Origin of the sequence: Streptomyces sp. NPDC057638 (assembly GCF_042800315.1) — a bacterium.
GTDB lineage: Bacteria > Actinomycetota > Actinomycetes > Streptomycetales > Streptomycetaceae > Streptomyces.
On record NZ_JBHVHF010000029.1, the window covers coordinates 1 to 24243 of the forward strand.

Consider the following 24243-nt stretch of genomic DNA (forward strand, 5'->3'; position numbering starts at 1 on the left):
CCCCGCCCGAGCTCAGCCGGCGCCCGGATGCCGGTCTCCGGGAGCGGCTCCGGCTCACCCGCGCCAGGCCCCAGACGCACTGGCCCTCGTACACCGACCTGCTCACCCCGGCGATCACCCCGCATATCCGCCGGATGGACTCCCAGGGGCTCGGGAGGTCGACGTTCCAGCTGCGGGTGGTCGTATCGCCCATGCTGACCAGGGTTTCTCCACCGGGACTGAAGGCGACCTCGGAGACGGTGCCCGTATGGCCCGTCAGCGTGGTGCGGGCGACATGGCTGCCGACGTCCCAGAGCCGGACGGTCATGTCCCGGCTCCCGCTGGCGAGGAGGGTGCCGTCGGGGCTGAAGGCGAGCGCGGTGAGGTCGTCGGCGTCGTTGGCGGTGTCGGCGGCGTCGTCGGTGGCGTCGTGGAGATAGAGGGTCCGGATGGCTCGCCCGGCCGCCACGTCGATGAGCTGGGCGGTTTCGTCCCCCGCTACGGCCAGCAGTCCACCGCTGGGGCTGAACACCGCGGTGGCGAGGGTCGACTCGGACCGGCGCTCAATGACGGAACGGAGCTTTCCGTCCGCCATGTCGTACAGCCGGATGTCGTCGGCGGCGAACGCCACCGTCCGCAGGTCCGGGCTGAACGCCGCCGCCCCGTGCGCGCCGTCGAGGTGCCGGTTCAGCCGCAGGGGCAGCTCCGCCGCCCCGTACAGGCTGCTGACCGCCTCCGCCGTCGGACTCGTCCGGAACGCGTGCACGGCCAGCAGCGACGCCAGATCCGGATCCGTACCGAGCAGGGCGGTGGACTGGGCCGCCAGCTGGCGGGAGAGGGAGGTGCGCTGGGCGACCAGGGCGTTGTCGCGCTCCTCACCGCTGGACTGGCTCTGCTGCCAGGCCGCGAACCCCGCCGTCAGGGCGATGACCAGCAGCAGGGCGAGGGCGAGGGCGAGATGGCGCAGCCGGCGCGCGGTCCGGGTCCTGGTCCGGTGCTCCGCCTCCTGGGCGGCGGTGCTGGCCGCCAGATACACGTCTTCCAGGGGGGTGAGGGCGTCACGGTCCCCGGAACCGGCGAACGCCTCCTGGGCGACGGTGAGCCGGGTGCCCCGGTAGAGGGCGCCCGGGTCGCGGTCCAGCTCGTCCCAGGCGGAGGCGGCGGCCGTGAGCTGGCGGTGGGTGATCAGCCGGCCGCGCTCCTCGTCGATCCAGCCGCGCAGCCGGGGCCACGCGGTGATCAGGGCCTCATGGGCGACATCGGCGGTGTCGCCGTCCAGGGTGATCAGCCGGGCCCGGACCAGGCGTTCGAGCACCTGGCCGGTCTCGCCCGGATCCGCTGCCTCCAGTTCTCCTCTGGCGGCGGGGCGGCGGGTGTCCTGGGCACCCTGCCCCGGGGTGATCAGCCGGAGCAGCATCCGTCGGGCATGGGCCGCCTGTGCCTCGCTGAGCTGGGAGTACGTATGCTCGGCGGTGTCCGCGATGGCGCCGTTGAGGCCGCCGATGGCGTGGTACGCGGCGAGGGTGAGGGTCCGTCCGTTACGGCGGCGCCAGGTCTCCAGTAACGCATGGGACAACAGGGGCAGCGCGCCGGGCTGGCCGGTGGTCTCCCGGACGATCCGCGCGGTCAGCTCCCGCTCCACCAGCAGCCCGGAGGCACGGGCCGGGCCGGTGACGGCCTGGCGCAGCTCGGCGGCGCTCATCGGGCCGACCAGCAGATGGGCGGCGCGCAGCGCGGCGACGAGTCCGGGGTGTTCGGCGCAGTGGCCGTAGAAGTCGGCCCGCACGGCGATGACGATCCTCAGCCGCCGGGCCGGGTCGCGCGCGGCCAGCAGCAGATCGAGGAACCGGGCCCGCTCGGCGCCGTCCTGGCAGAGGGTGAAGACCTCCTCGAACTGGTCGACGAGGACGATCGTGTCGCCCGGGTCGCCGGGGGCATGGCTCTCGCCGGGGGCGCCGGGGGCGTGGTCCTCGCCGGGGGCGGGCGCGCCCTCCAGCGCCCTCCCATGGGTCGTCGCCGGACACGCCCCCGGGGTCAGGATCCGTATCCCCGCGCACACCAGCCCCCCGTCCTCCTCCTCAGGAGGCCGGCGCAGCCGGGGCACCAGGCCCGCCCGCAGCAGGGAGGACTTCCCGCTGCCGGAGGACCCGGTGACCACGACCACCCGGTGGGCGGCGACCAGCCCGGCCAGTTCCGTGATGATGTGCTCCCGGCCGAAGAAGAGGCCGCGGTCACCGGGTTCGTAGCGGGCCAGCCCGCGCCACGGCGGCCGTACGCCTTCTTGGTCCGCCACGATCCGCACCGTCACGCCCGCGCTGAGCAGCTCGTCCGTCGTGTGCCAGTGTCGAACCGCACCGAAGATTTCAGTGCCCGAGGCTCTGACCTGGACAGTGAAATCTTTTGTGCGGTGACCTACATCACACTCGCCGCACAAAAGATTTCACTGTCCGCGCAGACCCGCCGAGGGCTCTGGTTGCTGTTCACCCAGCGTGATCGAGGACGGCAAGTGAGGGGTACGCCGGGAAAGCGGATCATCGCCCGGATCCGAACCCGCCGGGAATCACTGCGGCGGGAATTCATTGGTCAAGTGATGATCCGGCCGTCGCGGGTGCGCACCGCAGGGACCGCGATCCTCATCGACCGCACGATTCGCTCCAGACGGCCCGTGGTGCCCTGGGGTGGGCGCTTGCGCCACGCTTGGTGCAGCGGTAGCACTTGGACGGGTAGCGGCCGGGAGGCGAAGTCGATGATCTCGCGGGCGGTGGACCATGGGTTGCTGCTTAAAACAATCTCTGAGGCGATCCGCAAAGCTGCCGTGCGCGCCATGGGCTTGGGTTCTGGGTGCGAGGATCGGCCAGTTCCAGTCATGGCTGCGGCGCAGAACTCGGCGAAGGCTTCAGTAATAGCGAAGTCGGCGCCGTCCAGGTGTTCCGGATCTGCCACCCAGAGCGCGAAATTCGCCATGGCTATCAGATCGGCGAAGTCCCCTTGGGCGTGACGGGCGTCCGGTTGCGCCGATGCGAGGTGCTTTTCGAGCAGGTGTTGCAGTTCGACAAGCGCCTCGTCGTGGAGCGTGGGGGCCTGCCAGTTCTGGTACTCCGTTCCGCACCGCTGGACGGCGTCGGTGAGTCGGTGCCGTTGTTTTCCCTGGCAGTTGCCCTGCCTGAAGTTCACGGTGCCGGCGCGTAGTGGTGTCCGGCATAAAGGGCACTCCGCTAGCAGATAGCAGTTGTGGCGCTGGCAGGCGAATGTCCATGGCGTGCACCACTCCAGGGGCCAGCGTCCGCCGGTCTCTTCGATGCAGGTGGGGCAGAATTTCAGTTCGCGGGGGTCGATCCAGTTTGCCTTCATCACCCGGAATCGGTTTCCGCGGGCGTCCTTGCCGAGTTGGGGGTTGATGACGGTTCCGGTGAAGCGCTGCCAGGTCATGGCCTGTGTCTTGTCCGGGGAGAGTCCAGTGGTTTGTTCCATCCGGATCAGGTCGGTGTCGCCGAGGCCGTGCATGACGGATTCCGGCCCCGAGTCGGTGATTTGCAGGGTTTTGCTGGTGCGTACGATTCCGCATGCTTCGGCTATCTGGTTGCGGGGGACGTCGTACTCGGCGGCCAGGTGTGTCAGCCAGCTGAGCAGCGATTCACGCGGAAGTGGTACTGGTACGACGGGGAGGCGCCGGACGCGGCCGACGGCGGGATCGATCACACGTCACGATACGACGCCCGCCGCCGGGGTCCGGGAACCAGCCATCGGTCTGGACTGGCTCCCGGGAAGGCCCGGTTCACCCCTGGCAGGTCTCGCCTGGGATCACGCTTTCCGGTGATTCTCTATCCGGCTGCGGCCTCACCGTCGTCCTCCTCGGGCTTGTCCTTCTGCTCAGGCTCAGGCGCGGGCGGCTGAGGCTCATCCCGCCAGAACGTCTCGTAGGTGCTCTGTGCGTGTTCGTTGATCACGATGCTGTCGAGGAGTTTCCGGTCTATCCGTTCTGTACCGGTGAGCATCGCGTCGGCTGCGGCTTCGCGGATGAGTTCCGCGAGGGAGCTGATGTTCCCTCCGGTGCGGCGGTGCAGGTATTTCCACAGTCCGGCGAGGGTCCCGGGCTGGTGCTTGTAGAGGACGAGGGCGTCCTCCATGGCGCTGATGACGGAGACCCAGTCGGATTTCTCTTCCTTGGTCTTGATGGCGTACGGGGTCATGTGGAGGAGGGTGTTGCGGCCTGCGGTCTGGGTGACGCGGGCGGCGCCGGTGCCTTCGAGGAAGAGGCCGGAGTGCTTGAGGTCGACGCCGGTGTAGATGAAGGTGGCTGCGGTGTGGTTGGCGATGTACTTCAGGTGGTCGTTGACGACCTTGCCCTCCTTGAGGGAGAGGTCCATGAAGTGGGCGTCGTCGATGATCACGAGTTCGACGCCGACGAGGCGCATCTTCTCCAGGACGAGCCGGGTGATGTCGGTCTTGGTCGCGCCCGATCGGTAACTCTGGCCGAGGTACTCGGCGAGGGCGATGGACAGGTCCTTGGGTGTGGCCTGGGAGGGGATGTTGACGTAGACGACGGGTGTGTAGTCGATCAGGTGGTCGTCGACCATGTACTGCAAGGTGAAGCGCTCTGGGTGGTCGCGCCGCAGCGTGTGCTCGAAGTCGTAGGCGAAGGTCTTGACCAGGGTGGATTTGCCGAGGGTGGCGGGGCCGTCGAGGACGATGCCGCGGCGGGCTCCGGCGGGCTGGTGCGCGTTGGTCATCATCCGCCGGCGGATCTGGTGGTGGATCGTGTGCATCTGGCTGGTGCGGACGATGACGAGGGCGCTGTGATGGGCGGCGCGGGCCTGGTTGTGCCGGCGGCGTTCTTCGGGGCTGAGCTTCTCGTAGGTCTCGCTGTCCAGCAGCAGCGGCCGGGGAGGGAGGCGGTAGTCGAGGTACTCGCGCCATTCCTCTTTGGTGCGCGGCTCGGAGAGGCCCGGGTGTCTGAAGTCGCCGGGGCCGTAGGAGGGGCTGCTGCTTTCGCCGTCGGAGGGGGGTGTGGTCGGCATGGTGGTCAGCCCTCCTGGCTGGTGGGGGAGTTCCAGACCTCGGCGGGCTGGACGGTGAAGGGGTCGAAGTCGTCGTCGGCCGGGTCGGGGACGGCGTGGAGGGACGCGATGGCCGGTTTCACGCTGCCGGGGGGTACGAGCGACGGGGCGGTGATGGCGGGGGTGGAGCGCGCTTCGTCCTGGGCCTGTGCCTGGGCGCGGTGGCGGTCTCGGGTGTGCCGTTTGCGGTCGGCCTTGGTCCAGGTCTCGGGGGCGTCGGTGCGGTTTTGCAGGTCCCACAGGGCCTGCGCGATCTTCTCCTGGTAGTCGTTGTCCTTCGGGTCTCCGCCGCGGAGTTCGACCAGGCGCTTGGCCTCTCGCAGGGTGATGTCGGTGAAGGGCTGGAGATCGCTGAGCGCCTTGGTCCAGTCGAGGACGTACCACTCGTTGTCGCTGGGGTTGTGGAAGTAGGCGTGCAGGAGGTTCCGGGGGTCGTACCGGATGGGCCAGCGCTCGCCGTTGTACGGGGATTTGGCCCGCCGGAACCCGTAGAGCACCGGCGCGTTGTAGACGAGGTAGTTGAGTTCGACCCCGTAGGTGTTGATGGTGCGTCCGGCGTCGGCGATGGGCAGCAGTTCGTAGTACATGGCGGGGTCGCGTGGGCAGTCGACGAAGCCGGCGGCGCCGAGTGCCATGGCGTACGCCTCGTTGGGCGAGACGTTCAGGTCGGGGAAGCCGTGCAGGTGCAGCCCGGCGTGGTGCTTGTTCTGGTAGACCGCGACGACGTATTCGGCGAAGAACTCGGCGATCTCGTCCAGTGTCCAGCGGGCCTGTTGTTCGGGGTTCTTGCCGCGGTGGGCGACGTTGAAGCCTTTGTATCCGGCGACGTGCATGGAGAACTGTTCGCGGATGGTGCCGAAGAGGCGTTCGACGTGGGGCTTGTCGGTGGGCTGGAGTTTCCGGGCGTCCTGCATGTCGATCTTCCATTTGCGGCAGGCGCGTCGGACGACATCCGATTTGTAGGGTTTGCCGTGGTCGTAGAGGAGGGTCTCGGGGTAGATGACGGGGCGAGCTGCGGCTTCGGCGAGGCGTTCGTCCAGGCTGAGGTGGCGCTGGTAGGGGACGCGGAGCATCTGGTAGCGCAGGGCGGCGGCCCAGGCTGGGCGCATGGGTTCGGGGGTCATGACGTCGGCGAGGAGCAGGCCGATGTCGATGGCTTTGGTGCCGAGCGGGGTCAGGCGCCAGGCGAGGATGGAGCGGGTGGCGATGTCGAGGGCGATGGTGAGTTCGACGTTGTAGGTGTCGTTCATCACGGGGTCGTAGGCGAAGACGTCCAGCGGGGTGGTGTCGAGCATGACGACCTGGCCGGGCCGGTGGGCGATGACGTTGCCGAAGGTGCGGTCGGGCTGGTTGGCGTCCGAGATCCGCTGGTAGGCGGGGTCGGAGGGGCTTCGGTGGAGCAGGATCTTGACGACGCGCCGGAAGGTGTCTTCCTTGGGCAGGGGGACCGTGCCGGGTCCGTAGTCGGCGTCCAGCCGGTTCTGGGTGCGGCGGCGGAAGCGGGTGGAGACGCTGGAGGAGCTGTCGAAGCGTTCGGCGGCGGCCTGTTCCCGGATCGCGGAGATCACGCGGTCGTCGATGTTGCGCAGCGGGTTCTTGAGGCGGGCCTTGCGCCGGTCGACCAGGGCCCACAGTCCGTTCTCCTCCCATTCGTCGAGGAGTTGCCAGATCCGGCGTGGGGTGAGGCCGAGTTCGGCCGCCTTCGATTCGACGCGGGTGCTGAGCGGGAGGTCGGGGTGGTACTCGGGGCGGGGTTCGCCGGGCTGGGCGGCGAGGGAGTCTCCCGAGAGGTAGCCGGTGGTCGCTTCTTTGAGGTGTTCTTCCAGTTTGAGGGCGTTGTCGCGGACTTCCTTGGGCAGCAGAGCCAGGACCCCGCCGGGGTCGAGGCCTGCGGCGGTGTCGGCGGCTTCGGGCGGTGGTACGGTCCGGGCCCGGAAGGAGGGGTCGGTCAGCAGGACGCTGAGCATGATGGTCTGGTGGTGTCCGGAGGCCGAGCGGAGCCGGATCAGGGCGCCGGTGATGCCGGTGACTTGGTGCTGTTCCTCCTCGAACTCGATCCAGTCGGTGGCGGCGATGCGGTGGCGCTGGTCCATCAGGTGTGCTCCAGGGCAGGCGCGGCCCATACCGGGGTGTGGTCGCGCAGGGGCTGGGTGAGGTCGAACAGCAGGTGTTGACGCCACATGAGGTGGTAGGTGACGGCGCGTTCGACCTGGGGGTCGGGCCACAGGGACAGCAGTTCGGCGATGCTGACGGGGTTCTGGGCCCGGAAGAGGAGAACGTGGACGACGGGGGCCGCGGCGTTCAGGGGTCGGCGGTAGCCGGCGAGCCATTCGACGGTGGCCCACAGCTGGGGGTCCGGTTCGCCGACCATCTGGTAGTCCCAGCCGAGTGTCTGGCAGGCTGCGGCGGTGCGGCGGGCCTGGTGCTGGACCTTGGGCTTGTCGATCTGTTCGGGGTTCTTCACGTCCAGCAGCAGCACGGTGCCGTCGGTGCGGCGGATGAAGAGGTCGGGGTAGTGGGTCCAGGTGCCGTCGGCGTCGACGCCCTCGAAGATGAACGGCTGGGCGGTGAAGCAGGCGACCTTGGAGTCGAAGTCGAGGAGTTTCATCCAGCGGGCTTCCAGGAAGCTCTCGTACTCCACGACGGTGTCGCTGCTGGCCGCCCAGTAGAAGCCGGGGGTGTGCTTCTGTCCGGCGTAGGAGGGGATGTCCCGGGCGGGCATGCACGTTTCGAAGGGCACCTCGGCGGCCTGATTGGCGGGCATGAGCCGCTCGATGCCGCCCGCGTCGTAGAAGCGGATGAACAGCTGGTGGTCCGCGTGCCGGATCGGGGTCAGGGTGCGGGTTCTCTTCGGGCTCATGTCCCTCCTGGTGTGTCGGGGTGAAGGAGGCCGTGTCCGTAAGCGGTCAGATGGGCGGCGACCGTGTCGGGGACCCAGGCGGCGAAGCGGCGCCGCCCTTCCCGGACGGACTCCGTGCTGGCCGATGGCCACAGCCGGGGGTCGTAGGCGGGTGCTTCGCGGACGTCACCGCCGGTGAAGTGCTGCCAGACCCAGGCCGCGGCGTGTCGGCGCCGCTGGAGGGTGACGTCGTGGTCCAGGGGGCGGCACACCGGATAAAGCACCGCGTGGGGGACGGCGGTCAGCGTGGCCAGGGCCCGGCGGCGGGCACCGTAGTCGACGAGGCCGCGGCGGTGGTGCCGCCGGGCGAGCCGTTCGGCGCTGTCCCAGAACGCGTCGGGGTCGGTGATCCGCTGGACCAGGGTGTTGGCCGCTCGGGCGGCCTTGAGCGGGTCCATGGCCAGGTCGCCGGCGGCCTGCTGCCAGCTCGGGGCGCCCACGAGGCGGGCCAGGCACAGGGCGGCGAGACGGCGCCCGCTGGCCGGGGCCGTACCCGGCAGGTGGGGTGCCAGCAGGTCGGTGTAGTCGTCGGCGTCCACGAGGTGGGGCAGATGGTCTGCGGTGAAGGCGACCACGGGAGCGGGGCGGGCGGCGAGGCTCCGGCGACGCGGGTGGCCGGCGGGGCGGCGGCCCGCACCAGTGGTTCCAGGCAGGCTGGGCGGGGCACGGCCCGCAGCGGATCGCCCTTGCCCGGGGTGCGGCGCCGGGCGACGGCCCGGCCGATCCACTCGCTGAGCAGGTCCGAGCCTGACCGTCGGCCGGGGCCGAGGAGCACGGGCTCGGTCAGGGCGAGGGCAGCCGCGGCGTTGGCTGCGGCGGGCGGGACGGCCCCCATCTGGGTGCCCACGCCGCCTCGGGTAGCCCGCTGCCGCGCGTGCTGTTCGGCGGTGAACGCCTCGGCCGCCTCATCGGGCAGGAAGGAGCACGCGGCGAGGTCGTCGTCGGTGGCCACCAGCCGGGCCACTGCGGTGGTGAACCGCAGCGCGGCGAAGAACTCCGCGGCGGGCACCGTACGTCCGGCGACACGCGGCTCGGTCTGGCCGTCCGCGATGTCCAGGACCCGCTGCTGTAAGGCGGCGAGCGCGGCCGGCACCGGTGTGGCGGGCAGAGCGGCCAGCTTCTGGTCGCACAGCCCGGCCTTGCGCTGCCTGCCCGCCGGACGGCGGTTGTTGCAACGGCTCAGGTCCATCTCCGGGCGGCGGGAGGGGAGCCCCCGGGGATGACCGTTGTAGCCCTGGCCCAGTCTCGTCCGGCAGCGGCGGCAGACATCCACCAGCAGGACGTGGTGCACCGGGCACACTGCCGCGATCCCCAGGCGCCACCAGAGCGGCCACACCGGACGCTCCGCCAGGCATTTCGGACATGCCCGGCTGGCGGTGAACAGGGCCCACTCCTGGTGGCCGAGCACGGCGAGCGACGGTTCCGAGGCCGGGCGGTCCAGTCCGGCGAGTTCCAGAGCCGTCCCCGCGTACCGGGCCAGCTGCATCGCATGCAGGTCCCGTGCTCCGAGCCCGGTGGCGGCCCCGGCCCGCCGAAGGCTCCGTCTGGAGAGCGTGACGCCGAACAGCAGCGGACGCACCACGACCCCCGGGCGGCATTCCAGCCCCAGAGCCAGCGCGGCCTCCCCCGGAGCCAGCTGCCAGTCGGCCGCCGCCCGGCTGAGCCACGAGGCGAACGACTCCCCCTCCACGGGGACCAGCACCGCCGGAAGCCGTCGCGGGACAGAGCTCTCCCCCATCGCCACACCCCCGAAACGATCTTGTAGGAAGTCTCCTACAAAGGTGGGGCTGTACTACGGTTACCGGCTGTGGCGAACAGTGATTCCAATGCCGAGGTCCCGGCCCAGCGGCTGGCCTTCGGCCGACGGCTGCGTGCTCTGCGTACGCGGGCGGGGCTGACCCAGACCGCCGTGGCTGCGGCGGCCGGGATGGACCGGTCCTTCTACGCCGAGGTCGAAGCGGCTGTTCACAGCGTTTCCGTCGACCGCATCCCCGCACTCGCCCAAGCCCTGGGGGTCAAGCCGGCCGACCTCTTCCAGGACACCGAGCCGGGCGACCTCTAGCCGGTAAAGTCGAGGCCCCGTCTCAGCGTGCGAGCTGATGGCCCAATCACCCTGCTGGAGCACACGGTTTGGCCGACTACGACTTCCGCACCCTCTCGCCCAGCGACTTCGAGATACTGATTCGTGACCTCCTCGCAGCCGAGTACCACTGGCGCTTGGAGGCATTCGGCCGTGGCCGCGACGGAGGCATCGACCTACGGGCGAAAGCACCAGAGGGGAAGGTCGTCGTCCAGTGCAAGCACTACCTCGGCTCGTCGTTCAAAGATCTCCGCGCATCGGCACGCCGCGAAGTCCCAAAGATGAACAAAGAGAAACCCGACCGCTATCTCTTCGTCACATCCCAAAACCTGAGCAGGACTCAGAAGGACACCCTTGCAGAGGATCTCGGTCCATGGCTCTCCGACACCGCTGACCTACTGTCCCAAACCGACATCAATGACCTGATCACGCGACACCCGAGGGTGGAGCAGCAACATTTCAAGCTCTGGCTCGCCTCGACAACAATCCTGGAACGCATTGTTCAAAGCGGCATCTGGGAGCGAAGCGAGGCACTGCTTGAGGACATCAGAGACCGAGTCAAGCTGTATGTCCATACCGACAACTTCAACGCAGCGCACAAACTGCTCGACGAGAAGCACGTCGTCGTCCTGACGGGTTCACCCGGAGTCGGCAAGAGCATGCTTGCCGAAATGCTCGCCCTGAGGCACTGGCACGAGGAATGGCAAATCGTTTCAGTGGCAACCGACGTTGACGACGCATGGAGTGCATACAAGTCCGGCCGCAAACAGGTTTTCCTGTATGACGATTTCCTCGGACAGACGGACATCAGCGAAAGACGCGCGAAGGACAGTTGGATAATTCGCCTGATGGACCGTGTTGCACGGAGCCCAGACAAGCGGCTCATCATGACAACGAGATCGCAGATCCTTCAACAAACTCGACTCATCAGCGAGCCCATCGCTCAAGCCGACTTTCGAGTCGTCGAGTGCGTAATAAACATCGCCGACTACGGCCCGGTCCAGCGGGCGCGCATGCTGTACAACCATATCTACTTCTCCACTCTCTCGCGAGAAGTTGTCAGAGAGTACGCAGAAAATTCATCCTACTGGGCAGTCGTAAACCACAAGAACTTCTCTCCGCGGATCCTTGAGCTAGTCATCAAGCGGCCTCACTCTTCGGCGGATGAATTCGCGCGCACCCTTAACCACACACTTGACCACCCGTTGGATCTCTGGAGGATTGTCTTCAACAATGGACTTTCTGACCTTGGCCAATGGATAACGCTTACACTTGCCTCATTCCCCGTCCATGGCGTCAGTTCCAGCAACCTCAAGACTTTGGTTCAAAAAGGGGCGAAGCCGACGGAATACACCGGCGCACTTCGAGTACTGGAAGGCACCTTCGTCCGCGTAGAGACAAATAACGAGGTCACGACGATCGCCTACGCAAACCCGAGCGTACGCGACTTCACTCTCGCCTTCCTTGACGAAGAACCGGACTACCTGGTGACCATCATCGAGGACGCGATACACCTGGCCCAGGTGAGCACCCTTCTGGAGTATGCAGTATCCGAGCTTGGCGGAAAGCTTCGATTCCAGAACTTCGCCAATACCGTGACCCTTCACTCGACCTCCATTGTCAGGAAAATGATGGAGTTGATTGCCGGAGAGAGAGAATCCGACAGATCCGATCCACGCGAACCTTTTGGGGCGCACGCGCGAACAATCAGACCTCTCCTCAAGTCGCTAGAGCCGACACGCCAGCTGATGGGTAAATCATTCGACGAGCTCCTCGCAGTGGCGATCGAGCTAATTAAGAGCACGTCTTCCCGGTACATGGAGCCTGACGATTGGGGAATCTTCAACACAGTACTGATGATGCGTTACGCAGAGGATCCAGATCATGTCCAAGGAGAGTTGAAATGGGCATTTGAGAGCTGGGGCGAATCGATGTACACCAAAGATGACGTGATCGCATTCGAAGAGTTCTATGAACTATACGCTCCAGCCCTAATGCGGCACTTCGACCCTTCGGAAAAATTTCACGAGAGCGCCTGCTCCGGGCTGCGACAGGATCTAGAGAACCTGTCCGGCAATGAACAGGGTCGCGATTCCGATCACCAATGGGTCAGTGAAGTTGAAGATGTGGCGACCAGGGTCGGTGTAATCGACGACATGAGATCGGAAATCGAGTCTGCCCGAGACTCGATCGAAGAGTATTACGCAGAACGCGGATTCTCCTACCGTCAGTATGATTCTGAGGGGGGCTACGGATTCTCCGGATCCTCCACATCGGCTTCCGAACGCGTTACGATCGACGGCATGTTTCGCGAGCTTTCATAGCCTCAGAATCCAGCCGCCTGCGGGCGCATTACTCTCAGGGGCCCAGATGAGAGGACCAGTCGGGTACAGCTGCCTCGGCGAGTAGGTCTGTTGCCAGGACGACTTGCCGTACCGGCGGGCGACAGGTAAACCCTTGACCTTCCATAGGTGCCTGGCCGCTCGATACGACAGACCGCAACGCGCTACCTCGCCGGACTCCACATCATCGACATCTTCCTTATGGTCAGACGGTGACCCCAACGAAATGCTCTAGGCGCACTCGGCGTGCCAGCCCAGGTTCCTGACTCGCCCCGGCCGCAGCCCGGGGCTCCCCGACGGCTTCCTGCGGTTCCCGTTCCGGGCAGGCGGGAGTCACTGCCGAGCTGGATGAACCGGCTCTGTCTCGCCTACGAGGTACGTGGCCCGGACATCATCACCGCCCTCGGACTCAGCACCCGGGGGTAGATGCGCCCGACCACGGCGGGGCTGGCCCTGTCCACGCCCTCTATCGAGGCACTCGGTGCGGCGACCGGCTTCTCCGAACAGGCCATCGGCAAGATGCTGCTGTCGCGGTTCACCGCCACCGCACTGCCCAACCTCCCCCGCCCGCCGTACGGGCATCCGGGAGCGCTGATGACCTGGTCCGCCGGGGCGTGGGCTCTGCGCCGCCATTCGAACTTCTGCCCCCGGTGTCTGGCCCGGAACGGCCGCTGGCGACTGGAGTGGAGGCTGCCCTGGAGCTTCGCCTGCCTGGACCATGTGATCTACCTGTGCAACCGCTGCCCTAGGTGCGGGAGAGTGCAGAGCGGCTTGTGCTGGGGGCGGGACAGCCGTGAGTGCCGCCTGATGCAGCCCGCGACCGATGCCGCCGCCTCGCTCCGGGCCGGCCTCCCGCTGCGGAACGGGCCGAACGCCGTGTGCCGCGGGCGACTGGACGAGGCCGCCGCGCTCCCGGTCACTGATACCCGCGCCATCGAGGGGCAGGAACGGCTGATGCGCTGGCTGTACGGAGCGGCGGACGAATCCGCGCGGGAGGAGGAGTTCGCATCGCTGACTGCCCTCGCCGCCCAGCGCCTGACCCCCGAGATGCTGCGAAGGGCTCAGCCGGAACTCCGGCCCGCGCTCTCCCTGGACGGCGGTCCCTGGCCTCGGACCCAGCCCGAGCTGTCCCCGCTGTGGACCGACCCGCTGTGGATGGCAGCTGCCGCCCATGTGGCCCAGCGGCTCTCGGCGACGCGCTACCGTCCGGAGCGGTCGGTGCTCTGGCTGAACCTCCACCAGCCGGGCCCCGAGCACCCGTGGAACCGCCTTCATTGGCGCAATCCCACCCTGCACGGGACCGCCTTGGTGTTCGGCCCGTTCCATCACGACACCGAGCACATGCGCGAGGCCCTGCGGACAGGCCTTGTGGCGCTTCCCTATCAGGGTCCCGCCTACATCAACACCCACTCGCCCTACCGTGTGCACCCCGCGGCCGGATCCAAGCTGCTGCCCTATCCCCAGAGGTCCGAGTGAACGCGCAACACGACAACGACGATACGCCGACGCCTCCCCCAGTTCCCGGAACCACAGCGGCTCTTCCCCGGAGCAGGCAACACGACGATGCCCAGCCCACTCCAGCCGGGCCACCGCGGCGGCGTCTGCCCGCCGTGCCGGTGCCGTTGCCCGGCGAGTCTCTGTTCAGCTGGGTCGATCACCTCGCTTCCTCCTACGAGGTAGACCGCACACAGATCATGAACCGGCTCGGTCTGGAACCGAAGACCGCCCACGCGTTCCGTCTCGCACGCCACACCGCTGAACTGACGGTTCCCGCCGCCATGTCGCTGCACGCCGTGACGGGGCTGAGCCCGGAGGCCCTGCGCGACATGACGCTGTTCGGCTTCGTCAAGAAGAGCGAAGGCCGGCTCAGACGTCACCCCGAATACGACTGGGCTCCGGAAGAGACCTGGTCCTTCTGCCCGCCCTGCCTCGAACCTCCCGCCCGATGGCCGTTGCGGTGGTACCAGTCGTGGGCGGTGATGTGTCCCGACCACGGTCGCTACATGGCGTCCCACTGCCCCGGCTGCGGCTCTCCGTTCTCCCCGTCGATCCTGCGCTCGGACGCGCCGGGACGGTGCCCGGGGTTCCTCGACCGCGACGACGAACCGTCTAGGCTCCCGTCAAACGCCAAGCGCCGTTCCAAGCGCACGCGCTGCGGCCGGCCCCTGTGGGAGATGGATACGCCGCCGGTCGCCGACCCCGTGGTGCAGCGCACGCATCACCGGCTAACCCGGCTCATCGTTCCCGGCTCTCCCACGGACGAGGACGAGCAGTGGTACACCGACCTGCGGGCCCTGCAGACGCTCCTCGAAGACCCGAACGCTCTGCGGGTCCGGGCCTTCACCAGCCCGGACCCGGCCCTTCAGGAGCGCTTCCCCACCGCCGAGAAGGACATTCCGCCCCGGGAATGGGGGGAGAACGGCCCCGTTGTCACCTGGCGGCCGTCCGGGTCAGGATTCCTCTCACCGATGCGGCGCACGACATCCGATCCAAGGATCGGATTCGTGTGGGAGGGGCAGCGTGATCCGGTGACCCAGGCGGCCAAGCTCCATGTGATCGGAACGGTCTTGGAGAGCCAGGATGTGACCGCTGCCGTGCAAGAGGGCTTCTCCGTGGTCAGCCAGGCACGCCTTCGGGACTTCGGCGGGCGTGTGCCGTCGTACCTGGGCGAGGCCAGTCCTGAGCTGCACGAGATCATCAACCAGGCGGTTGCCTCCGACGCGCTGGTCAAGCTTCACGGGGCCCAGACGGATGGTCACGACGGCGGCTGACGCGGGCTCTCTCCCCGGCGGATGCCGCGGAGTGCGGTGGCTAGGGCGTCTGGTTGTCCCGTCCATACGATGGCGTCTTCGTCGTCGGCCGGGGGATCGAAGCGGGCGAAGAAGTCGTCGAGGGCTTCGGGGGTGACGGTCAGGGCGTTGGCGTCGTCCCGCCGGTTGCGCGCCTCCAGCCGCTCCAGGAGTTCGGTGCGGCTGGTAGGGAGGTAGACGAGGACGGGATGGGCGCCGGCGGCGCGGGCGGCCCGGGTCCAGGTGTCTCGGTCGGCCCGGCGCCACAGGCCGTGGTCGAGGACGATGTCGTGGCCGGCTTCGAGTTCTTTGGTGAAGCGTTCGAGGACGGCGGCGAGGGCGGGGCGCTCGCGCTCGAAGTAGGTGTGCTCGGGGTAGTCGATGCCGTAGCGGCCGTGGAGGCGGTGGACTTCCTCGTCGACGGACAGCCGGGTGTAGCCGTGGGCGGTCAGGGCCTGGGCGAGGGTGGTCTTCCCTGAGCCGGTGATGCCGATGAACAGGACGGCGAGGGGTGCCACGATGAGAGGTCCTTCCAGGTCCGCAGGGTCTCTCTTCAGTGTGTCAGCCCCTGGCCGCCGGGGTGGGCGGCTTCCAGGCGGCGTGGATGGCGTGGGCCTCGGTCAGCCAGTGCACGGGCAGGTGCTCCAGGGTCACCCGTCGGAAGGTCAGGTGCGGGTCGGCGACGTTGATCACCCCGTGGTAGCGGGTGAGGTGGGTGAGGAAGCGGTCGGCCTCCTCGCGGACCGCGGTGCTCTGTTCCTGCCACAGCCCGCTGCGGAAGTGGTGCACCCTCCTGCGGAGGTCTTCCACCACACCGGTCCGCCACTTGAAGTGGTGGACGGCGGCCAGGTGGCCGGAGTCGGGCCGGTGTCCGGGGGCCCGGTGGTTGCCGGAGGCGACGCGGACGTCGTGGCGGGCCAGGACGATCTTGCGGGGGTCGGCGTGCAGGAGCCGGTGGGAGAGGTGACCACCGAGCGGGTAGGCGACGTCGAGACTGCCAGTGGCGGTCCAGTCGATGAGGCGGCCGTCGGCGGCGACCCGGTCGAGGAGAAGGCCGCCGACGACGGAGTTGCCGCGCTGGTCGGCGCGGGCGGTGATCTCGCTGAGCGGGGCGGGGTACTGGTGGAACTCGTCGGCGTCGGCCAGCAGGTGCCAGCCGGGGCCGGCCTGTCGGCGCAGGGTGTCGCGGATCTGGGTGTTGGTGTGTTCGTGCCAGGGTCCGTGACTGGTGCCCTGGGGGATGACACCGGCTTCGCGGACGGCGGCCTGGAGTTCGTGGCGGCGGGCGGTGGGAACATGGTCGGGGAAGTGGAAGCCGAGCTGGAACCGTTCGATGCCGAGCTGCCGGTAGTGGGCGATCCACGAAGTGAGCAGGTCCGGCTCGACGGGCCCGATGACGGCGATCAGGGCGGGGGAGGGGGACATGAGAGGGGCTCCTGGAGTTCGCGGGCTGCCTGGATGAGGAAGGCGGCCTGTCCGGTGGCGGTCGCCATGCCGACCGCGGCGGGGGCATCGGGTCCGGGCAGGGCGAGGGGCTGGCGGACCAGTGCGTCGAGGGCGCCGGCGAGGTGGTCGGGCCGGGAGGCGGTGAAGACGCGGGCCCAGGGCTCTTGGGCGAGGCGGGCGGTCAGGGCCGGGTCGTGGTCAGAGACGATCAGGGGGACTCCCAGCCGGGCGGCGTCCATGACCAGGCCGGACTCCTTGCCGGTGTCCGGCGGGCGGGCGACCAGGGCGGCGTCGCTGGCCGCGTAGACCAGTCGCAATACCGGCTCGCTGACCGGGCCGGGCACGGTGTGCAGGTGGACGAGCGGGAGGTCCCGCCAGCGGGCCAGGACCATCGGGTCGGTTGGGCTTCCGGCGACGATGAGGTGCAGCGGTTCGGTCAGCCGGGCGAGGGCGGCGTCGACGGCCGTGATGTCCTTGGAGGGCCACCAGCCGCCCACCAGGCACACGACGGCGTCCTGGTCGGGGATCGAGAACGCCGTCCTCGCCCCGCTCAGCTCGGCCGGGGTCAGCGGAAGGCCGTCGTCGACCGCGAAGGCCCTCACCTTCACCCTCAGACGGGGAAACACCCCGCTGACCTGCTCTTGGACCGTGCGGGTCGGGCACAGCGCGATGACCCGGTCCTCCCACGGACGGCCGAGGAGGCCCAGCAGCCGCACCCCGGCGTCTTCGCGGGTGACCAGTTCGTGGACGAACCGCAGGTGCGGGAGGCCGCCGAGGCCGGCGGCGGCCCCGTGCAGAGCCTCGCTCGCCGACAGGATCACCACGCCCGTCGCCCCGGGGGCGAGGCGGCGGGCGGTTCGCAGGGCCGCCGCCTCCGCGAGGAGACGGGAGACCAGCGTGATCTGGTGGGGCCAGCGCCGCACCCGGGCGGGACACCGCCGCAGCAGCCGCTGCCCCGCCCGGGAAACACGCTCCAGAGCGCGGGAGGACGCTGTCATGAGGCGGGCGGGGCGCCCGGCTGCCTGGGTGACCAGGCGGGCATCGGCGTCCCGCAGAGCGTCCCTCACGGCCCAGGGGGCACCGCCGGGGGTGATGACCAGGGTGCCGGGACGGGTCTGGGCGAGGGCGGTCAGCGTGCGCTGGTGGTGCCCTCCCAGGCGGTCGGCGTAGAGCTCGATCAGCACCAGGGGCGTGCTCACCCGCAGGCCGCCTGGTCGCCGTGGGCGGCGGTGAACCGGGATCGCAGCCAGGTGGGGTCGTTCAGCTGCTCGAACCGCTCCGGATCGCGGGCGGCCTGGCGGGCGAAGCCGATGCCGTCGCGGGCCCCGGCAGCGACGTAGTCGGCGAACTCTCCGCCGGCGGGGCGGGTCCATGCCTCGACCCGGGAGCGGGCGTCGTCGCCGCTCATCCCGTACTCGCTGCCGCGGGTGAGCATCGCGCACTCGCGGAAGCCCGCCTTCCAGGCGTGGAACGGGCTCTGGTTGAACCGGGTGATGCCCGCGGTGGCGGGGGCGAACTCGATCCGGCCGGGCAGGGCGGCGAGCACGTCGACGGCCTGGCCCATCTCCCTCAGGGCCGAGCGGCGGATCAGCTTGAGCCCGCCGTAGCCGTAGGACAGGCCGGTGACCGGGTTGACCGCCCGCCACACCCGCATCGACACCCCCTCGTCCAGGGGTTCGATGGCGGCGGCCGGGAACTCGGTGTCGATGGCGAAGTCGCCGTCGGCGAGGAAGAACTGTTCGCGGTCGACGACCTCGGCGCACAGCCGGTAGGCCCGGCGCATTCCGTGGACCCCGTGCAGGCGCTTCACCGAGCCGCCCAGGACGCGCTGGAGACGGGAGTGGAGCGTGGTGGCCATCGGTTCGTCGTAGGACAGCAGGAGGGCGTCGAAGGTGGTCACGTCAGGGCCTCCAGGTAGCGGGCGGCGACCCGGTCCGCGGTGAGATCGGCGGTGCAGGCGTGAGCGCGTTTGGCGTGGAGCTGGTGGAAGGCGTCGTCGGAGGCGAGGCGTTCGGCCAGGTCGACGGCTTCTGCGGGGGTGGTGAAGCACAGCTCGGGGTCGATGTGTTCGGCGAACCAGCCCATGCGCGGGGAGATCACCGGCAGTCCCATGGCCTGGCAGTCGATCACCGACATCGACCACGGGCAGGCGGGCCGGAAGGGGGCGATGCCGAACCGGGCCCCGCTCAGCATGCGCTTGTAGCGGACGCGGTCGCCGCGGTCGGAGACGATCTGGACGTGCGGCAGGGCCGCGAGTGCGTCGCGCATCCGCTCGGGGCTGTCGTCCAGGCCCCGGCGCTCGGCACTGCGGTCGCCGAACAGGTCCATCACCCGCAGCCGTACCCGCCCCGCAGCCGACAGCTCGCGGGCGAGGTCCACGAACTTGCTGGTGCCGTAGTGGGCGTAGAGGCGGTGATTGTAGACACCGATCGCCTCCCCCCTGTCCGTGTCGTACGGGGTGGCGGGGTCGTGGACCAGGAGTTCGTCGCGGGGAGGGGGCACGATGCGGAGCCGGCCGCCCAGCTCGATGCCCGTCCGGGCAGCGGCGGCCGACACCCAGGAAGCGGCGACCGAGGAGTGGACCAGTACCCGGTCGCTGGCGGCGAGGCCCGCCATGAATCCGAGCAGGACGGACTGCCCGAGCCCGGCGTCGTCCAATGCAGGATCGGACAGGAGCCGGCCCCCGTCGGTGAACGAGAACGGCAGGTAGTGGCAGTAGCTGGCGAGCAGAGCGGACGATCCGGCTTCCAGCAGGGCCGCACGGACGGCGGGGGCCTCTTCGACCTGGTTAGCCACCACCACGTCCGGCCGCTCGGCCTGGACCATGGACACCAGCGCGTCGATGTCGGGGGACAGCCGGGCCCGGTACTTCGTGCCGGGCACCCTCGTTCGGATGAAGCCGCACCGGTCGTCTCCCGCCGGGGCGGGAGCCGCCACCGTCACCGCCGCCCCGGCGTCGGTGAGTGCCGGAGCCAGCACGTTGATGAAGATCCACCCCGAATCGGCCGACAGCCGGTCCGGGTTGGAGATGTTCAGCAGATACAGCACACGCATGGTCGGCCTCCGCTTCCCTGGCTGGCCCGGGACATCGGTCCGGGCTCGTGAAGGGAAGGAAACCGGCTGCACCGGCCGTGACAGGATGGTGAACCCATATCACTCACGGTTCACTCACGCTCACCAACCAGGACCCCCGGGGGCGGGCCATTCATGGATGCTCACCAGGACCCCATCAGCGTCGAGATCGCGGTGGAGAACTACGCGGCGGAACTCGCCCGCTGGCGTGAAGTACGCGGCATGTCCAAGCGCGCGCTCGCCAAGGCCATGGGCTTCGACCCGTCCTACCTCAGCCACATGGAGGCGGGACGGACCAAGCCCACCGCGGAGTTCTCCCGCAAGGCCGACGAAACCCTCAACGCCGGGAAGGCGATCTGGAACCGCTGGCGCGACTACGAGCGGGCCAGAGCCCACGCGAACGGCACCCAGCAGCCCTCACTGCCACCACAGCCCCGCGTCGAGCAGCCGTACGCGGCCGGCTCCGCGCTCGTCGTCGAACACGACGCCGCCCGGCTCGACTACGACGGACACGCCTACCGGCTGACCATGCGCCGTCTCCTGCGCAACACCGGCACCGAACCGGTCACCCGCTACCTCATCCGGATCTCCGTCGACCGCTACCCCGGCGATCCCGAGCAGTCCAACGCCCACTACAGGGCCCACCCACTGACCTGGGACGAACTCACCCTCACAGCCACCTGCCGCGGCGAAACAATGCGCTGGCAGGCCAAACACGACCGTGACGCCTTCAAAGAGGTCTGGCTCCTCTTCGACAACGAACACGGCCGCTTCCCGCTCTACCCGGGCGAATCCGTGTGGATCGAGTACGCCTACACCGTCAGCGACGACAAATGGGGCAACTGGTTCCAGCGGGCCGTCCGCCTGCCCACCGGGCAGCTCGAGGTACAGCTCGCCTTCCCCGCCGCCCTCGACCCCGTCGTCTGGGGCACGGAAACCTCCATGACCGCCGAAGCCTCACCCCTGCGGACCCCGCCCGTCCGCAGCGACGACGGCAGTCTGCGGGTCTTCACCTGGATCACCGCCACACCGGACCTGCATGCTCGGTACCGTCTGGAGTGGCGCTTTCGCGCACCACTTGGTCGTGCCACCGGACAACAAGGTCAGCAAGGGGAGTTCACGTGACGCAGGAGCGGCCCAGCCAGCGGATGCGGGACCTCGGGGTCGTCCAGAGCGGCGCCGGGATACTCGCCACCCCGGCCCGCCCCTTTACCCTTCCCGCCGAACGGGAGGAAGCCGAACGCGTCGTCGACGACCTGTTCGCCGCCATCGACCGCATCAGCCAGGTCCATCCCTTCGCCAAGGGCATGGGCATCGCCGCCCCGCAGATCGGCATCGGCAGGGCCGTCGCCATCGTCCAGCCGACCGGCGACGCCCCGGCGATCACCCTGATCAACCCCCGCATCACCGACCGCTCCGGCGGCACGGACGAGCAGTACGAGGGCTGCCTCAGCTTCTTCGACGTTCGCGGCCTCGTCCCCCGCCCCCTGACCATCACCGTCGAGACCACCGCCCTGACCGGGGAGACGGTGACCACCTTGTACGAACGCGGCCTCGCCCGCCTCGTCCACCATGAGATCGACCACCTCGACGGACTCCTCTACACCGCCCGCATGCGCAACGGAGTCAACCCCATCCCCGTGGAGGAATACCGCCAAACCGGCCAGAGCTGGTCCTACGAGACCACTTGATCAGGGAGCCGCAGCCTCGCGCCCCAGGGCACAGGTCAGAGCTGTCACACCTGGGGCCCGCGCGGGGCGGCTCACCGGCCTGCGGTACCAGCACTGCGGGCAGCCGCCCTCCCGCACCCCTCCACACCAGGCTTGTAGGAGATCTCCAACAAGCCTGGGACCGTACCACGGTTTCCTCTGTGACGAACAGCGATTCCGGCCGTCTCCCGGCCCAGCGGCTGGCCTTCTCGACCCGGCTGCGGGCCCTGCGCCGGCTCGCGGCACTGGCCCAGGCCGCAGGCATGGACCGCCCCTTCTAAGCGGAGGTCGAGGCCGCCGTCCACAGCGTGTCCGTCGACCGGATCCCGGCCCTCGCCCAGGCCCGGGGCGTCCAGCCGTACGAGCTGTTCCAGGGTCACGACGAGGAGTAGCACTCACGTGTCCACGCAGGTCAGTTACCGGAGCATTCCCCGCGGGCTGCCCAGGCGGCTTCCGGTGGTCCCGCTGCCCTTGGCCGGGGAGTCCTTCTTCAGCTGGGTCGACCACCTCGCCCACACCTACGAGGTCCACCGCGGCCCGATGATGCACGCGCTGGGCCTGGTGCAGACCACGCCGCAATGGGCCGCGCGGGATCTGATCCGCTACACGATGCAGCTGCCGGCGCAAGCATCCCGGGTCGTGGAAACGGCGACGGGCCTGACCGCCCGGGAACTCGCCGTGATGACACTCGACGACATCGGGCCCCCCTACACCGGCATTTCAGCGTCCCGGATGCCGAAGGAAACCTGGGCGTTCTGCCCGAGGTGCCTGACCCCCGAGGGCCGCTGGCCGCTGTGGTGGTACGAGCCGTGGGCCGTGGCCTGCCCGGTGCGCCTGTGCTACCTGGTCTCCTTCTGCCCCCGCTGCGACACCCCGTTCACGCCGGAAAGGACCAGCTCACGGTGGGGCTCAGCGCTGCGGTGCAGAGGCTTTCGCGACCCCTACCCCCACCTCCTCCCGCCCGGCACGCGCCGCGAGCACTGCGGCATCACCCTGTCGGAGATCGACACCGCGCCGGTCAGCGACCCCGTCGTACTCGATGCCGTGAACCACCTGCGACACGGGCTTACCTCCCGTGCCCGGCCCCGCGCGTGGCTGCGCACCTACCACGTACTGAACGCGCTCTTCGACCGCCCCGTCTTCGAAGTCCGCTCCTTCGATAGCCCCGATCCCGTCCTGCAGCGCTGCTACTCACCCCAGCGCGCCACGGCCCCGGGCTACGTGGTCGACTCCAGCGGATTCCTGGAACCAGGCCGCACCCTCTCCGACGGCACCCACCTGGCCTACCGCGACCCGATCACCAGGTCCTGCAGGCTCAGCGTAATCGGAAGGATCCTGGGCTCCCGTGACATGAGCGCCACCGCCCGAGAGCTGCTGGAGATACGACGCCGCGTCAGGATGCGCCACTACCTGACGGCATACCGGTCCCCCGATCCGAGAGCAGCCAGTGTCCGGCTGCACCGCTTCCTCGACGATGTCTTCGGCCCCGGCGAGTTCGCCACGCTCCAGCGGTCCCGCCGGACACTGACACCCGAGCACCATCCCGGCCCCTCCAGCAGCAACTTCATATCGTCAAGACCCTTCCCCTACCGGCGGCAGCTGCGCCTGCCGCCGTCCCGGATCGACCAGGCCGAACAGGATCCCCATGCCGCAGCCGCACCCGACCGGTGAGGACAGCCCGTAGCCGACACGCACGGCGCCCCGCAGGCTGCCCGTCGTCCCGCTACCGCAGCCCGGTGAATCGCTGTTCAGCTGGGTCGATCACCTGGCCGCCGTATACGAGACGGACCGCACCTAGACCATGAACCGACTTGGGCTTGAGCCCGCGACCGCGCTCGCGGCCCGGCTCGCCCGCCACACTGCCGAACTCCCCCTCGCACTGGCCCTCCCGCCACTCGCCGCAACGGTCTCGACCGACAAAAGCCGCCTGCCCCGGAGCGGAGTACATGCTGATCAGCGCCTTTCGTCGGCGCTCCCTCCAGTCCCGCCATTCAGTGCGCGATCAGCAGGCCGAGCGCCGGGCGGAGGAGACCTGAGAAGGCCGCCCAGGCAAGATCGTCACGAGTGCACAGTCACACACACCCCGTTGACACCCGGTCCCAGAGGGACGTCCGCAGTAGGGCCTGACGAGATGACACATTCGAACTGACATGCGATGATGATCGCGGTTTCAAAAATGTCACCTCGAATGAGGTATGGTTTTTGAAACCCACGGTTGTCTGGAGGGGCTGTGCAGAACCTGGATCCCGAGTGGTGCGTGCAGCGGCTCGCGCAGCTCGACTTCTCGAATGACCTCTTCCACGGGGCGCTCGACCTGGCGGCGGCCGATGTCCGCAATTGCACCGACTTCGATGCGCCGGCCATGGCCGGGTTCACGTTCTGGAGCCGCACCAACCGGTATCTCGCCGAGACGCTCAACCCGGACGGGTGGGGCCACACCTCACGGGACAGCATCCTCCGGATGATCCACCCCAGCATGAGTCACGCGGTCACGGCGATCAGCGCCCAGGGAGGCGTCGGCGATCTGAATGCCCGAGTGAAGTCGAAGAACCCGAAGGGTCCTGCCATGGCCCGCCTGGTGGAGAGGAACGGCCAGTTCGCGTTCCTCAGCCACGACGAGGTGCTGTACGGCCGTGAGCTCGACCAGATCCCGACGTGGTGCCTGCTCTACAAGTGGGACAAGGGAGTGATCTCAGCCGAGCTGTCCCTGCCGATCAAGATGAACGGGAAGTTCGTCGATGAGTGGCAGGAGCGCATCCCTCTGGTGCTGCCCAACCTGGGCGACCCCGGTGCGGACATCGCGCTGCTGGACGATCCGGGCGACGACAGCGGCCCGGACGTTGTCGTGGAGTTGCTGGGGGGCTGACCGA

General features: G+C 68.7%; 19 protein-coding genes and 1 pseudogene. 8 read left to right on the forward strand and 12 right to left on the reverse strand.

All coding sequences use genetic code 11. From position 1 onward, the window contains the following. The 7 genes and pseudogenes from ACFVIM_RS06710 to ACFVIM_RS06740 form a co-directional block, all read right to left on the reverse strand. Positions 1–2272 (reverse strand): annotated as a pseudogene (locus ACFVIM_RS06710) (hypothetical protein); the annotation flags it as partial. 290 nt (positions 2273–2562) lie between these two features. Continuing rightward, entirely contained in the window at positions 2563–3678 is a 1116-nt protein-coding gene (locus ACFVIM_RS06715; RefSeq protein ID WP_384299389.1) for a TniQ family protein, read from the reverse strand. 122 nt (positions 3679–3800) lie between these two features. Next, the gene (locus ACFVIM_RS06720) at positions 3801–4997 is read right to left on the reverse strand and encodes a TniB family NTP-binding protein (RefSeq protein WP_384299392.1); all 1197 of its coding nucleotides are present in this window, start codon (positions 4995–4997) and stop codon (positions 3801–3803) included. 5 nt (positions 4998–5002) lie between these two features. Further along, positions 5003–7129 (reverse strand): Mu transposase C-terminal domain-containing protein, encoded by a 2127-nt coding sequence (locus ACFVIM_RS06725; protein ID WP_384299394.1) that lies wholly within the window; start codon positions 7127–7129, stop codon positions 5003–5005. After that, on the reverse strand, positions 7129–7896 hold the full coding sequence (locus tag ACFVIM_RS06730; protein ID WP_384299396.1) for a TnsA-like heteromeric transposase endonuclease subunit: 768 nt from the start codon (positions 7894–7896) through the stop codon (positions 7129–7131). Before ACFVIM_RS06730 ends, ACFVIM_RS06725 begins: the two co-directional genes overlap by 1 nt. Beyond that, entirely contained in the window at positions 7893–8147 is a 255-nt protein-coding gene (locus ACFVIM_RS06735; protein ID WP_384299399.1) for a hypothetical protein, read from the reverse strand. The genes ACFVIM_RS06730 and ACFVIM_RS06735 overlap by 4 nt, the downstream gene beginning before the upstream one ends. A gap of 29 nt (positions 8148–8176) precedes the next feature. Then, entirely contained in the window at positions 8177–9673 is a 1497-nt protein-coding gene (locus ACFVIM_RS06740; RefSeq protein ID WP_384299401.1) for a TniQ family protein, read from the reverse strand. Positions 9674–9742: 69 nt separating this feature from the next. Here ACFVIM_RS06740 and ACFVIM_RS06745 point away from each other — a divergent pair, with 69 nt between their 5' ends. The 4 genes from ACFVIM_RS06745 to ACFVIM_RS06760 all read left to right on the forward strand — a co-directional run bounded on the left by ACFVIM_RS06745 (position 9743) and on the right by ACFVIM_RS06760 (position 15128). After that, a complete protein-coding gene (locus tag ACFVIM_RS06745; RefSeq protein WP_384299404.1) occupies positions 9743–9997 on the forward strand; it encodes a helix-turn-helix domain-containing protein in 255 nt (84 codons plus the stop codon). Between the two features lie 68 nt (positions 9998–10065). Beyond that, on the forward strand, positions 10066–12339 hold the full coding sequence (locus tag ACFVIM_RS06750) for a restriction endonuclease (protein ID WP_384299406.1): 2274 nt from the start codon (positions 10066–10068) through the stop codon (positions 12337–12339). Positions 12340–12783: 444 nt separating this feature from the next. Beyond that, positions 12784–13833: a TniQ family protein gene (locus tag ACFVIM_RS06755; protein ID WP_384299408.1), complete on the forward strand. Its 1050-nt coding sequence runs from the start codon at positions 12784–12786 to the stop codon at positions 13831–13833. Between the two features lie 134 nt (positions 13834–13967). Next, a complete protein-coding gene (locus ACFVIM_RS06760; protein ID WP_384299411.1) occupies positions 13968–15128 on the forward strand; it encodes a TniQ family protein in 1161 nt (386 codons plus the stop codon). Here the strand turns inward: ACFVIM_RS06760 and ACFVIM_RS06765 are convergent. The 5 genes from ACFVIM_RS06765 to ACFVIM_RS06785 are packed head-to-tail and all read right to left on the reverse strand — an operon-like array spanning position 15113 to position 19646. Next, complete coding sequence (locus tag ACFVIM_RS06765) at positions 15113–15664, reverse strand: AAA family ATPase (RefSeq protein WP_384299413.1); 552 nt, start codon at positions 15662–15664, stop codon at positions 15113–15115. The two genes, ACFVIM_RS06760 and ACFVIM_RS06765, sit on opposite strands and share 16 nt — an antisense overlap. A gap of 43 nt (positions 15665–15707) precedes the next feature. Then, positions 15708–16571, reverse strand: coding sequence for a hypothetical protein (locus ACFVIM_RS06770; RefSeq protein ID WP_384299415.1), 864 nt, complete (start codon positions 16569–16571; stop codon positions 15708–15710). Next, complete coding sequence (locus ACFVIM_RS06775) at positions 16550–17791, reverse strand: hypothetical protein (RefSeq protein WP_384299417.1); 1242 nt, start codon at positions 17789–17791, stop codon at positions 16550–16552. Before ACFVIM_RS06775 ends, ACFVIM_RS06770 begins: the two co-directional genes overlap by 22 nt. Beyond that, entirely contained in the window at positions 17788–18492 is a 705-nt protein-coding gene (locus ACFVIM_RS06780) for a hypothetical protein (RefSeq protein WP_384299420.1), read from the reverse strand. The genes ACFVIM_RS06775 and ACFVIM_RS06780 overlap by 4 nt, the downstream gene beginning before the upstream one ends. Continuing rightward, entirely contained in the window at positions 18489–19646 is a 1158-nt protein-coding gene (locus tag ACFVIM_RS06785; protein WP_384299422.1) for a glycosyltransferase, read from the reverse strand. The genes ACFVIM_RS06780 and ACFVIM_RS06785 overlap by 4 nt, the downstream gene beginning before the upstream one ends. A 153-nt stretch (positions 19647–19799) precedes the next feature. Between ACFVIM_RS06785 and ACFVIM_RS06790 the strand changes: the two genes are divergently transcribed. The 4 genes from ACFVIM_RS06790 (at position 19800) to ACFVIM_RS06805 (ending at position 24239) form a co-directional block, all read left to right on the forward strand. Continuing rightward, positions 19800–20789 carry a helix-turn-helix domain-containing protein gene (locus tag ACFVIM_RS06790; protein WP_384299424.1) on the forward strand — a complete coding sequence of 330 codons (990 nt, stop codon included), beginning with the start codon at positions 19800–19802 and terminating at the stop codon, positions 20787–20789. Further along, a complete protein-coding gene (locus tag ACFVIM_RS06795) occupies positions 20786–21355 on the forward strand; it encodes a peptide deformylase (RefSeq protein ID WP_384299427.1) in 570 nt (189 codons plus the stop codon). Before ACFVIM_RS06790 ends, ACFVIM_RS06795 begins: the two co-directional genes overlap by 4 nt. Positions 21356–21772: 417 nt before the next feature. Further along, positions 21773–23044 carry a TniQ family protein gene (locus ACFVIM_RS06800; RefSeq protein ID WP_384299429.1) on the forward strand — a complete coding sequence of 424 codons (1272 nt, stop codon included), beginning with the start codon at positions 21773–21775 and terminating at the stop codon, positions 23042–23044. 559 nt (positions 23045–23603) lie between these two features. Beyond that, entirely contained in the window at positions 23604–24239 is a 636-nt protein-coding gene (locus tag ACFVIM_RS06805; protein WP_384299431.1) for a hypothetical protein, read from the forward strand. The last annotated feature ends 4 nt before the right edge of the window (positions 24240–24243 follow it).

Coding starts and splice junctions, on each gene's coding strand:
- ACFVIM_RS06720 (WP_384299392.1), bottom strand. CDS start 4,997: ATGCCGACCACACCCCCCTCCGACGGCGAAAGCAGCAGCCCCTCCTAC.
- ACFVIM_RS06785 (WP_384299422.1), bottom strand. CDS start 19,646: ATGCGTGTGCTGTATCTGCTGAACATCTCCAACCCGGACCGGCTGTCG.
- ACFVIM_RS06790 (WP_384299424.1), top strand. CDS start 19,800: ATGGATGCTCACCAGGACCCCATCAGCGTCGAGATCGCGGTGGAGAAC.
- ACFVIM_RS06740 (WP_384299401.1), bottom strand. CDS start 9,673: ATGGGGGAGAGCTCTGTCCCGCGACGGCTTCCGGCGGTGCTGGTCCCC.
- ACFVIM_RS06730 (WP_384299396.1), bottom strand. CDS start 7,896: ATGAGCCCGAAGAGAACCCGCACCCTGACCCCGATCCGGCACGCGGAC.
- ACFVIM_RS06770 (WP_384299415.1), bottom strand. CDS start 16,571: ATGTCCCCCTCCCCCGCCCTGATCGCCGTCATCGGGCCCGTCGAGCCG.
- ACFVIM_RS06755 (WP_384299408.1), top strand. CDS start 12,784: ATGCGCCCGACCACGGCGGGGCTGGCCCTGTCCACGCCCTCTATCGAG.
- ACFVIM_RS06725 (WP_384299394.1), bottom strand. CDS start 7,129: ATGGACCAGCGCCACCGCATCGCCGCCACCGACTGGATCGAGTTCGAG.